Source organism: Allokutzneria sp. NRRL B-24872 (assembly GCF_002155965.1).
GTDB lineage: Bacteria > Actinomycetota > Actinomycetes > Mycobacteriales > Pseudonocardiaceae > Allokutzneria.
This window is the reverse complement of the sequence record NZ_MUMH01000029.1, coordinates 43471-55605: the sequence shown is the minus strand read 5'-3', so window position 1 is coordinate 55605 and position 12135 is coordinate 43471. Positions and strand designations below refer to the sequence as shown.

Here is a 12135-nt window from a genome sequence, read left to right as displayed (position 1 = left end):
GGGACGGTCCGGGACTCCTATTGCTGTGCGGCGAGGGTCAACTGTGCACATGCATAGTTGCTTCCTGGCGAACGCGAGCAATCAGTTGGCGTGCGGTATCGCTGCTCACCTCAAGCCTCTGCCGAAGGTTGGCAGCAGAAATGGGGCGCTGGTGTAGTTCACGGTGACGCGAGTCCTCTCGGCGCGCCCGGTCGAGAAGCTCCGTGTCGGTCAGCTTCGAAGTCGACCGCCGCGGTGCACGAGCTGCAGCCGAAGCGTTAGCTGGCGCCTGCCTCGAAGGCTGCGATGTGCCGACAGTTTCGTTGCATCTGCGCTCAACGTTCTCGCGTTCTTCCACTACTTCCAGCGCTCCCAGAAGATCTGGGCCGACCTCGGCCCACCCGATCAACAGCAGCGGTCCCACAGCGTCGAACGCCGCCTTGCCGTACTGCCAGGATCACGGGTTCGGCGATGTTGAGCACCAGGGTCACGGTGCTGGCGAGCGCGAGCAGGCGCCTCGCTGCACGGATCACCTCTGGTGCCATCCCTACCGCCGCGAGCCGATGAATCGCGACCATCAGGCCAACGACAGTCAGGTCGACTGCGGGCGCGACCAGAGGCGCAACCCAGGCCGTCACTCCGAGACGTACAGCCAGAGCCCACACGTTGCCGAACCCGAACAAGAAGGACAACCCCACGACGACGCCCATGACCCGGGCAACGAGCTCGCCAACGCTTCGTCCGATCAACGCATGGAAACGAGTCGCGGAGCCAGGCGTGGACACGCGGACAGTCATCGCGCTGCGCTCCCCACGTCGTCCATCGAGAAGCTGCCCTCAATGACCAGCTTCTTGGCGCGTACACGGTGGTCAGACGCGGAACCGGCTGCAAGTAGCCCTGCCCAGGAGGCGGGCCTGCGCCGTGCGGAAGCCATCATGAGGCATCAATACCTTGACGGCGGCGATGCCGATCAATACCGACGGTCGCGGAAAGCCGCAGCTCGCAGCGGGTACGAGTTCGTGTAGATGCTGTACGAGCCTCGCCCGCTTGTGCGGGGACTTCCGATGAGCACCAGAGCGAAGATCAAGCCAAAGGACGCACCCGCGCTGGCGCGGGGACTTCCGTCTTGCTGTCGAGCACGGCGTGGCCATGACGGACGCACCCCCGCTGGCACGGGGACTTCCACGCGACAACGAAAAACCCCAGGCCGAACGCGGACGCATCCCCGCTGGCGCGGGGACTTCGGTGAGCAGGCGTACTCGACACGGGTCGAGCTAAACGCACCCCTGCTGGCGCGGGGACTTCTCGGGGGCGATCAGGATCAGCTGGAACTCGAAGGACACACCCCAGCTGGCGCGGGGACTTCGGGGAGTATGTCCAGTAGGTCCAGTGCTCGATGGACGCACCCCCCCCGCTGGCGCGGGACTTCCTTCCCACCCGAACCGGGAAGGGAACAAGCCCGGACACACCCCCGCTGGTGCGGGGACTTCATGCTGCCCGCGCCCCACGCGTCAGCGCGCCGGGACGCACCCCCGCTGGTGCGGGGACTTCGGAGTGCTCTGGTGTGGAGTGGAGTGGTCTGGGGACGCACCCCCGCTGGTGCGGGGACTTCGCGGTGCGGATGATCTCGGCGTTCTCCACGACGGACGCACCCCCGCTGGGTGCGGGGACTTCCGGCCAGGGCCAGGGCGACGATCGGCGACCAGGGACGCACCCCCGCTGGTGCGGGGACTTCCCCCCGTTGAGCGTGACGGTGCCGAAGGTGGAGGACGCACCCCCGCTGGTGCGGGGACTTCAGGAGAGCGACCAGAAGCGCGGCGCTGATCAGCGACGCACCCCCGCTGGTGCGGGGACTTCCACAACGCCGACCTCGCCACGCTGCCCGAGCAAGACGCACCCCCGCTGGTGCGGGGACTTCCGCTTGGCCTCGCTGGTGGTCAGGTGGAAGCTCGACGCACCCCCGCTGGTGCGGGGACTTCGAGGTGACGAAGTCGCTTTGCCTGCTTGCGGAGGACGCACCCCCGCTGGTGCGGGGACTTCCCGCCGCTGATCGGGATGATCGGGGCGGCGCCGGACGCACCCCCGCTGGTGCGGGGACTTCGACCGGATCACCAACATGGCCGACGCGAACTGGGACGCACCCCCGCTGGTGCGGGGACTTCTGATCGGCGACCGCTTCCCGAATCAACATGTCGGACGCACCCCCGCTGGTGCGGGGACTTCTAGAAGCCCAGCGTCTCGCGCAGCACCAGGCGGGACGCACCCCCGCTGGTGCGGGGACTTCTTCTCCGACAGCCACCTGGCCATCGCCTCGAGCGACGCACCCCCGCTGGTGCGGGGACTTCGGACTCGGCACGTGGGCACCCGAGGTGAGCACGGACGCACCCCCGCTGGTGCGGGGACTTCCGGACATCTACATCCTCGGCGGCCTAGCGAAGGGACGCACCCCCGCTGGTGCGGGGACTTCGTGCGGCTCGGGTCCGCGCACAGGTACCAATCGGACGCACCCCCGCTGGTGCGGGGACTTCTGTTTCAGCTTGCCGACCGACCTCTACACCCGGACGCACCCCCGCTGGTGCGGGGACTTCCGTCCGAGCTCGTCGCGCAGGACCGGGATGTAGGACGCACCCCCGCTGGTGCGGGGACTTCGCGCGGTCGAAGGTCACTCCGACTGCGAAGCTGGACGCACCCCCGCTGGTGCGGGGACTTCCCACCAGCGCGGGATCGCGCGGTCGACGCGGTGGACGCACCCCCGCTGGTGCGGGGACTTCCCTTGCTGACGTGGGCTTTTGGGACGGTGTTATGGGTTTGTGATGTTTTTGGGTGGGTGTCCCCAGTTGAGGAGGGTGAGGCCGTCGAGGTCGATGGGTGTTCGTCGTCCGGTGCCGCAGGTGTGGAGGGCGAAGCCTTGTTCGGTGTTGGCGGTGTGGATGAGGACGGCCCAGCCTCCTTGGTTGTTGATGGATTCGCGGACGCCGTTCCAGAGTTGTTCTCTGACGCGTGCGGTGAGGGTGCCGACGTAGACGCCGGCGTGGGGTTCGAGGAGCCATCGGGTGAGGGCGCCTCGTGTGCCGTCGGCGATGGCGTTGGTGGCGATGACGCAGAGGGTGGGCATGGGGTTACCAGTCGACGGTGTCGCTGTAGTTGCGGCCGCTGGCGACGTTGCCTTCGGGGTCCCACAGGTCGATGAGGTCGCCGCGTGGTGGCGTGTCTGGTGTGGATAGTCCAAGGACGTGGTGGATGTCGTCGACGATGCGGGGGATCAGCCGCAGGAGCCGGAGTTTGTCGCGGAGTCGGCGGCGGACTTCGCGGTCGGGGGTGGGGTGGGCGTGTAGGGAGAAGGCGAGTGGGATGACGACGTCGGCTTTGTAGAGGTCGGCGATGTCGTAGGTGAAGGCGCGTTGTTGGCCGTGGTGAAGTATCCCGAGGGCGGGTGAAGCGCCGAGGCTGAGGATGACGGCGGTGACGATGCCGTAGAGGGCGGTGTTGCCGGCGGTCAGCGCCATGTTGACCGGGTCTTGGCTGGGCCAGTCGTGCGGGTCGTAGCTGCGGCGGAAGCGCGGCAGTCCGTGTTGTTGGGCCATGACGCGGTAGTGCGCTTTGACGCGTTGGCCTTCCAGTCCGCGTAGGCGGGCCAGGGTGAGTTCGTCGGGCAGTGGGTCGTGGAAGCGCAGTTGGTAGAGCCGTTGGGCTGCGGCCAGTCGTTGTTGGTCGTTGGAGACGACGGCGACTTGCCGGTCGAGCACGGTGGTGGAGGTGCTGTCGTGCAGGAACGCCGAGTAGCAGCGGACGCCTCCGTCTCCGGTGAAGGCCACCGTTGCGCCGTCGCGGGTGAGGGTGGTGATCGCGGCGTGGGTGATGCTGGTGCCGGGTCCGAGAAGGACGCTGGCGATCCCGGCGGTGGGCAGATGGACCCGGGTGGGTCCGCTGGGGGCGTCGGCGCTGGCGCAGACACCGTTGCGGTCGGCGGTGATTCGCACGGTGTCGAGGTAGAGGAAGCTCAACCGGTCGCTGACGCGGGGCACCGCTATCGCGGTGGGTGCACCGAGGGTGGCGGGAAGTCGTTGGCCCATGGGTCAAACCGTCGTGATGGGGGCGAGGGAGAGCAGGCCGAGGCCGTGAGCCCGGCCTTTGCCGATCCCGGTGGTGATCGCGGCGCGGACGGAGTCGATGTCGGTGATCTCGGCGAGTCCGTCGAACTGGATGGCATTGTGCTGGATCTTGTTGTCGCGGTTTCTCGTTGCGTGGTCGCGGTTTCGGTGTTTCGGGCGCGGTTGGGTGCCGTCGCGGTGAGGGCGCGCGGTGGCGGTGTGCAGGTGTAGTCCGTGGTGTTCAGCGCGGGTGTTCCACCATTGGTCGGCGTCCTCGCCCCAGAGGTGGACACGTTTGCCCCGGAGGGGATCGCCGTTGCGGCCGCAGGTTTTCTGTGGGTTGGCGGCGATTCGGTAGTGCACGGTCATGCCGGTGTGGAGGTGGTCGAGGAAGGGTGTGAGGTTCTTGGTTTGTCCGGAAAGGACGTTGCTGTGGTTGTCCCAGGGGCGGGGTTGGATTAGGGATTGGATGAGGACGGTGATGCCGCGGGTGTCTTCCTCGATGCGGTAGAGCACTCCGGCGGTAGCGCGTGGTGTGTCGCCGAGGTCGTCGGGGAACAGCGTCATGATGCTGCGGTGCATGTCGCGGGGATTACCGAGATCGCGGGTCGTGTCGCGGTGTCGCGGGTCGAGTCGCAGCGCGCTCAGCCAGAGAGATGGGGTCGAGACGTGGGTGTCAGTAGTCATCGCGAATGGCCTTGATCAGAGAGGTGTAGGGGTGGAAGCCGACTCCGGCGCACTGCTGGGCGTTCATCTCCACCGAGGTGGCGGCGATGTCTCGTGTGTCGTAGGAGCGCTGGTGTGGGTCGAATGAGACGGGAACATCCCGGAGCCGCCCGGAGCTGCCGGCGAGGTTGCTGTCGGAGACGACGGTGACCGTGATCGTGGCGTCCTCGCGGGGCGGTGTGCGGTAGAGCGGAGTCGTGGACAGCAGCGAGTCCGGTGCTCGGGTGGAGACTCCGAGATGGATCGGCAGCGAGGGAGGGCAGCCTCGGCGACCGAGGTAGGGCGCCCAGCGCGGTGACCGCACCTGCTCGCTGAGCGTGGTGATGTCGTTGCGCGGCCCGGTGATCAGGACGAGGAACGCGGCGTCGGCGAGGTAGTGGCGGCGGGTGATCGCGGGTGTGGTCCGCTGTTTTCCTTGAGCTGTCAGGATGGTTTCGCCAGCGCCGCCGATGGTGTGGAAGTCCTCCAAACGGGCGCCCGCGCGGTCGATACGCACGGTGATCTCCAGCGGTTGCGCCCAGGACAGGTCTGCTTCGCGACTGTCGCCTCGCGCGGAGGCGAGCAGGCCGATGATCCCGGAGCGGGTGGGGTGGGTGAGGGTGTCACGGTGGTCGAAGTGGCTCCGTTCGCCCCACGACTGCAAAGGCCCGGTTAGCAGCAAAGCCAGGGTGGAGCGCATCAACGGGCTCCGGCTCGCTGCGCCTGCGCGATCAGCTCCGGCAGCGGCATGCGCTGGCCGAGGGAGTCCCCGGTGGTGGCCACGGTCGCGGCATGCCCGTGCCAGAGACGGCCGGCGTCACCGAAGAATCCATCGACCAGCGCGGCGTAGTCGGCCAGCCGGGTCACGCTGGACTGCAACAGCCCAGTCCCGCGCACGGGGTTCTCGAACGCGGCGGCGAAGCTGACGGGCCGGTCGCTGCGGGCAGCGAGGTAGACCAGCCCCGGCGGCGTATGGGGTGCGGTGGAGCGCTTCTTCCCGGACGGCACCGACAAGGCGAACGCGCGCACGAAGTGCCCGATCAGCTCCACGGCTCGGTCAGCGTCACCGAGGTGCGTGGTGAGCTCGTCGAGATCCAGGGTGGCGTAGCGGTAGAACGTCCCCGACAGGTAACTGGCTTGGTCCAGGTGCGCCGCACCCGCACTCACCTTGGACGCCAGGCCAGGCAGTTCCTCGACCGCGGTGAAGTAGTCGGGCTGGCTGATGGCCTCGTGGGTGGTAAAGGAGTGCGCGACCTGGACCGCGCCGTCCAGGGTGCCTTCGGGGAGCTGGGAGATCATGCGCCCGAACAACGCCAGCCCGTCGCCGGTGACCGCGTTGAGAACCTTCAGCAGGTCGGCGGTGCGCTTTTTCCTGCCTTCCTGGCGTTGATTGTCGGTGGTCTCCACGATCGTGCCGTCGTAGAGCCCTCGGTGGGTCTCGGCCAGCTCGACTAGACGTTGCCGGTCGGAGATGTTGAGGTACACCAACGCCTTCGTGGCCAGGTTCAGCGGCGCATCGCTGTCGTCCTTCTTCGCCGCGCGCCCCTTCTTCTTCGCCGACGCTTCTTCGTCCTGGCTGTCGGTGTCCGCGTCGTTCTTGCTGACCCGCAGCGGATGGAACAGGTCAGCGGCGCCGCGGGTGGCGGCCTCCGGGTCCCAGCCGGCGCCGATGAGGTCGTCGCGTAGTTGCACGGCGGCGAACTTCGTGCGGGTGCCAAGATCGCCGACGTAGTCGGGGTGGGAACGCAGGGTGGTGCGGGTGCTGCGCTTCTCACATTGGCTGGCGACCCGGCCGCGGTTGACCCCGCCGAAGATCATCTGCTTGGGCTCGCCGTGATCGTCGCGGTTGAGATTGGCGTACGGAATCGCCTGGGTGACGTGGATGTCCAGGATTCGGCCCGACATGGAACATGCCTTTCTGGGTAAGGGAAATCGGTCAGCGGGTGATGGGGTTGGCGGTGTAGTAGCTGCGCATCCACCGCTTGCCCACATCACCGCAGGAGCGGGGCCAGCGATGGAGGTCGCGCAGTAGCACAGCCCAGTCGGGCAGCAGGTTCTCCCGTGCCAGCTGGGTCAGCACGGGGTAGATCTGGTTGACCAGCACAGGAAACGGGGCCTGTACCAGGCGCGCGAGTCGTCGTTCGCGTGGCGTCATCTCCTCGGTGCTGCCCCGGGTTCCCAGGTGCTTGTCGAAGGCCGCGAGCGCGCCTCCGAGGTCTTCCCGCTGCAGGCTGCTCCCGTTGGGGATGGCGGCCATGAACCCGGCGACCCGGTACAGCGCGGCCTCACGATCGGCCGACGCCCCGGCCAGCCACGGCACGAGGTAGCGGTGCGCCGTGGGAACATCGGCGGGTGGCAGACGCGCCGCCGGTCGCAGAGCACGACGCGCGGATCCTGAGTCGGACAGCAGTTCGGTGAGGTGGTCGATGCAGCTGGTGGCCCAGCGCGGTTCGTTGGAGCCTTCCGCGGGCGCGGCAGTACTCATCGTGGGTGTTCCTTCCTGGGAGCAGGGAGTCAGGGACGGCGGGAGACCACGGCTCGGTAGAGCCGCGGCTGGGTGCTGGTGGCCTCGGTGACCGCGTCGTAGACCGTGCGTGACAACGCGCGCAGCGCATCGGTGGCGTCCTTGTCGAGCGTGTCCGGTCCGCCAGCGTCGGTCAGTCGATCGAGGTGGTGGTAGAACAGCTCTTCGGCGCGGAACCAGAATTGGGGTAGGGCTGCGGTGACCCAGCGAGCGGCGAGCGATGCCTGCTTGGTGTTCCTTTTCGTCGACGGGATGAGCTGACCGGCGGCGCGCAGCGCCTTCGCGAGTCGGTCTGCTTCACCGGTGCACGCCTGGACCAGCCGCGCGACCACGTCAGCGAAGTGTCCCTGGTCTTCACGCACGATCGCCGGGGTTGTTGAACGCCACCACGAGTAGTCGACGGTCTTGGGATCCTGGTGGAAGCCGTAGGCATGCACACCTCGCACCCCGAGCTCGTCGAGGTCCCGCGGGCGGGTCAACGCCGCCGGAGGGTGGTGGGCCTTGCTGCCTGGGGCGGTCCCGAGCAGCGCGTCCAGGTCGCGCCATACCGCGCGCGCCGGATCGGCGACCAGGGTCTTCGCGCGGTCGGCGGTGTAAGACAGGAACGGGTCGATCACCGGAACGTCGTATTGGCCCAGGTGTCCCCAGGTCAGGTAGGCGCTGGTGACCACGCCCGGTGCGCCGGAGCGGAGCAGGGTCGCGGTCAGCCCACCCGCGGTCAGGGTGGAGCGGATCCCCGTCGGTGGTGGCGGGGGCCGCAGTGGATCGGCCAGCTCGGGGCGTTCCCATGGGCACACATCTGCACCCGGCCGCTGGTAGGGCGCGGGGTGGACCATGCTGGCGAGCAGGCTGGCGAATACCGACTCGCCGAGGGGGTGGTAGGACATCCGCCGCCGCAGCGGGCCAGCCTTGCGGTTGGACGTAGCCTTGGGTCCTGCCGCACGCGCCGAGCATTGCCCGGAGCCGCCGTAGAACCAGTGCACGAGCACCCACCACGCTGCTTCCTCGTAGGGGATCGGTGTCGGCTGGCCATCGTGGTGGCGGGTCCACCACGTTTTCCCGTTCTTGCCGACCGGGCGGCTGGAGACGAACTTGTTCACTCCAGCGGCTTCGCGACATTCCTCGGCCAGGCGCGCATCCTGCAGCCACGGCCGCTGCGGGTCGAGTAGGTCGAAGCGCCGCTGGTAGGTCGTGAAGTACTCGGTGATCGCTGTGGTGTCGAACTTGCCGTGTTCGGCGAGCGCGCGGCGCGTGGCCCGCCAGGTCACCCCGTCATCGCCCTCGTTGTCGACGGCGAGGCCGGTGAGGCTGTAGGCGATCGCGGTCAAGACGCGCCACAGGGCGGATTCAGCCGGTGGGATCGGCAGGTCGAGGTCAGCGAGAGAATCGGCGCGGGTGAACAGCTCACGCAGCCCGAGTCGCTCGCGGGATCCGTGGGTGGTGATGACGGGGATCCAGGGTTGGGTGATGAGATCGAAGCCGCTCACCGCGACTGTCCTTTCCGGGAAGACCGCCCACGATCACGGCGGGGCGAGGGTTGCAGGATCAGGCCGAGCTCGTCGTCGACCCATGCCGCGCGCTTGCCGGTGCCGTGGGCTCGGCGTGCGCGGACCCCGGGCAGGAACGGCACCGCGTCAGCGGTGCGCGAGCAGGGCAGGAGCCGAACGTGTGCCAGAAGCGGGTGCTCCTGCCATGCCTGCGGGGGTTCAGGTAGGTCCCGGAGCCAGGCGGCGTTGGCGACGGGAATGGTGTGGCCGATAAGGGTGGCGACGTCTTCCCAGCGCCATCGCCCGCCAGCCGCACTGGGTACCGGGTGGTGGCCGGCGGTGTCGAGGTAGAGGGTGCCGTCGAGGTCATAGACAGGCAGGACGCGGCGGTTATCCACGCCCAGGCGGGTACCGAGTTCGAGGTCCCCGTCGATCGGTGAGGTCAGCTCTTCCAGACCAGTCAGGGATCCGACCGCGGGGATCGCCGCGATGGTCGCGATGGCTCGTTCGGCGTCTTCCTGAGCCCAGGACGCGGTGGCGGCGTCGGCGAGGGCGGCGTCGGTGTCCAGCAGCCACTCTGAGCGCGGGTAGACCTGTTCGACCAACTCCTGCACGTCCCCGGGGATGTTCACGATGACCGTGTTCTCCGTGTCGGTGCGACCGCACAGCACTCGCCAGGTGACCATCCGCTGGTCGTGCGGGTACGGGAATTCCTCCGCCAGGTGCCCGGCCTCATCGTGACCGGCCAGGACATGAACGATTGGCGCCGGCCACAGCGAGACCCGCTCAGAGAGATCATGTCGGTGACAGCGGCCCGCGCGTTGCAGCAGCATCGCCAAGGGCGCCAGCGCCGTCACGACCATGTCGAAGTCAAGATCCAAAGCCTCCTGAACCAGCGGCGAGGCGATCACCACCGCGCGCGTGGGCCGCGCCGTGCCGTCTTTGCCGAACAGCCGCTCGACAACGACGCCCCTCCGCCCCCGCTCGTTCTGGGGCAGGCGTGCGTGCAGCGTGATGACCTCGCAGTCCGGCGGCGCCTCGTGCCGCACCAGCGCGGCCAGCTGCTGGGTGTCGGCCACCGTGTTGGCCACGATCAGCGCACACCCTGTCCCACCCGGCTCCCACAACGGCGCCACCAAATCCAAACAACGCCGTGCAAAGCCTTGTCCCCCAACAGGATAGGAGTGCAGAGCCAGAGGCAACGTCCGCTGCTCCGCCGCGGGAACAGGGCAAGCCTCAACGGTGGTGGTGCCGCTGCGGCTGTCGTAGACAACCCACCCCGGGTACGGCAACTCCACCGCCCCGTCGGGATCGGCGGCGGTGATGCCGTGATCATCTCGCCAGGACCGCGCGCCCCGGGAATATGCCTCCAGCAAGGCCCGCGCGATCGGCGTGGGCAACGTCGCCGACAGCAGCACCACCGGAGTCCCGAACGCCCCTAGCCATTCCACCGCACGGCACAACAACGTCTGCATGTACGGGGCGTATGCGTGAGCCTCGTCGACCAGAACCGCCTTACCGCTCAACGCCACCGCCCGCATCGGCTGGTGCAGCGAGCGCACCACCATCGCCAGCAGCTGATCCACCGTGCCAACACACACCGGCGCGAACAACGCCCGTCGCGCCCCGCGCATCCACTCCGAAGCCACCGCCAAGCCCGCCGGCGTCAGCTCCCCATCACACCCCGACAACAAGCCCGCGTCGGCGATCTCGGCCAGCGCTACCCGCTTCCTGCTGCGGGACAACAGCTCCTGCAACTCCGGGGTATAGGCGGCCATCGAGTGCACCAGTTGCGCCACCGCATCCGCCGACAACGTCCTGTCCAGATCGGCGACCACACGCCGAAACGCCGCGTCCGCAGTGGCCATCGTCGGCAACCCCACGAACATCCCCGACACCCCGGCAGCGGCCTCCAACACCGAACACGCCCACCACCCAGCCTCGGTCTTGCCCGCACCAGTGCGCTCCAACACCAGCACCAACGCCGGGCCGCTCACCAACGACCGCAGCCGCCGCTCCAACGAGGTCTGCACACCCCGAGGCGCGAAGCCGAACCGCTCCACGAATCCCAGACGCGGACGCGCCGGGCGCGTCAACCCGATCCGTCGCAGCTCCGCCTCGGCTGCGGCGATACCGGTGGCCAGGAAATCGCGTGCAGTCTCCGGCGTCCACAGCTCAGGCAAGTCCGCTCGCCGCGCGGTGATGAACTCCGTTTGCGAGACGATCCAATCCGCCAGCGGCACAACACCACAACACGCCAACGCGAAACGCCGCCACTCCCGCGTCGACAACTCCACCGGCACATCCGGCGGGGCGATCGCAGCGAACAGAAGATCGGTGATGGCTTGCCGCCCATTGGCCCAACACGCACACGCACTCCCCGCCGCAGCCAGAGCCCGCCGTGCGGTGACCACCGTGTCCTGCGCGGCGATCACCCCATGGTGACCACCGATGATCTGCCCCAGCAACAACCACACGCCGGGATCACCGACCGGCAGTCCCGGCACACGCAGTTCGACGGACATGCTCGCCTGCCCAGGACGCGTGTGCCCGCGATCGACCGCGACCGGCCGTTGCTGCCCCGGATAGAGCCTCTCCCACGTTTCCCGATCGATGCCCTGAAACCCACCGCACTTGCCGATGTCATGCATCGCCGCGACCAGCGTCGCCCACAACCACCGACGATCAACACCAGCCAACCTCAAACGATCGGTCACCGCGTCAGCGAAATAGTTGCGGCACAAGACATTCACCGCTGCTGCCGTGTCCAACCCGTGCGCGACCAGCAGATAAGGATCAGGCAGACCCCGCTCCTTGCCCCACACCACCTCCGGCACCACGCGCAGAGCCGGCCGCGCTGCCGTCGCCGTGCCACAAAGACACGGCAGTGTCGCGCCATCCATGGCTACGGGCGCGGTACGACGGCGAGCGATCGGCATGCCGCGCAACCTAGAAGCACCCACCGACAACCCCGGCCCGACAACCACACCCCGATCACACCAACGGGTGACGGAACGACGCTGCCCTTACAGCTGTTTTCTGGAAACACCCGAAATTCCCGCCAGGCAACAACTATCCACCCTCGCGCACTACGAAGACGCCGCCAACCGCACGCGGCGTGGCACCCGCAGAACTACGATTCATCCCCACCGGCACCGGGACCTCGGGCGGCATCTGAGGATGCCATCTCTGGCAAAGGACTCATCCCCGCTGGCGCGGGGACTTCGAACTGGAAGAGGAGCTGGCGCTGGCGCTCGGCGACTTATCCCCGCTGGCGCGGGGACTTCGCGCGCTCCAAGTCGTCGCTGATCCCCTCCCAGGACTCACCCCCGCTGGCGCGGGGACTTCG

Annotated in this window: 8 protein-coding genes and 2 CRISPR repeat arrays (1 of these 10 only partly in view); all 8 genes read right to left on the bottom strand. The window is 68.0% G+C overall.

The window, feature by feature from the left end; genetic code table 11:
• Nucleotides 1-1012 precede the first annotated feature (1012 nt).
• Nucleotides 1013-2750: direct repeats of the CRISPR family, unit length 29 nt; unit sequence GGACGCACCCCCGCTGGTGCGGGGACTTC.
• Nucleotides 2751-2779: 29 nt separating this feature from the next.
• From cas2e to CCN37_RS08810, 8 genes are read right to left on the bottom strand one after another with little or no spacing between them, the layout of a single operon-like run.
• On the bottom strand, nt 2780-3094 hold the full coding sequence (gene cas2e / locus CCN37_RS08845) for a type I-E CRISPR-associated endoribonuclease Cas2e (RefSeq protein WP_086820198.1): 315 nt from the start codon (nt 3092-3094) through the stop codon (nt 2780-2782).
• Between the two features lie 4 nt (nt 3095-3098).
• A complete protein-coding gene (gene cas1e, locus CCN37_RS08840; RefSeq protein ID WP_086820197.1) occupies nt 3099-4052 on the bottom strand; it encodes a type I-E CRISPR-associated endonuclease Cas1e in 954 nt (317 codons plus the stop codon).
• 3 nt (nt 4053-4055) lie between these two features.
• Complete coding sequence (gene cas6e, locus CCN37_RS08835; protein ID WP_086820196.1) at nt 4056-4757, bottom strand: type I-E CRISPR-associated protein Cas6/Cse3/CasE; 702 nt, start codon at nt 4755-4757, stop codon at nt 4056-4058.
• Nucleotides 4747-5475 (bottom strand): type I-E CRISPR-associated protein Cas5/CasD, encoded by a 729-nt coding sequence (gene cas5e, locus CCN37_RS08830; RefSeq protein WP_086820195.1) that lies wholly within the window; start codon nt 5473-5475, stop codon nt 4747-4749. The genes cas6e and cas5e overlap by 11 nt, the downstream gene beginning before the upstream one ends.
• Nucleotides 5475-6680, bottom strand: coding sequence for a type I-E CRISPR-associated protein Cas7/Cse4/CasC (cas7e, locus tag CCN37_RS08825; protein WP_168200583.1), 1206 nt, complete (start codon nt 6678-6680; stop codon nt 5475-5477). Before cas7e ends, cas5e begins: the two co-directional genes overlap by 1 nt.
• 31 nt (nt 6681-6711) lie before the next feature.
• A complete protein-coding gene (gene casB / locus CCN37_RS08820; protein WP_086820193.1) occupies nt 6712-7260 on the bottom strand; it encodes a type I-E CRISPR-associated protein Cse2/CasB in 549 nt (182 codons plus the stop codon).
• 29 nt (nt 7261-7289) lie between these two features.
• Entirely contained in the window at nt 7290-8786 is a 1497-nt protein-coding gene (gene casA / locus CCN37_RS08815; protein ID WP_086820192.1) for a type I-E CRISPR-associated protein Cse1/CasA, read from the bottom strand.
• Nucleotides 8783-11626: an HD domain-containing protein gene (locus CCN37_RS08810; protein ID WP_168200582.1), complete on the bottom strand. Its 2844-nt coding sequence runs from the start codon at nt 11624-11626 to the stop codon at nt 8783-8785. Before CCN37_RS08810 ends, casA begins: the two co-directional genes overlap by 4 nt.
• A 297-nt stretch (nt 11627-11923) precedes the next feature.
• A CRISPR array of direct repeats spans nt 11924-12135; the repeat unit is 28 nt; unit sequence GACTCACCCCCGCTGGCGCGGGGACTTC (it continues 610 nt past the right edge of the window).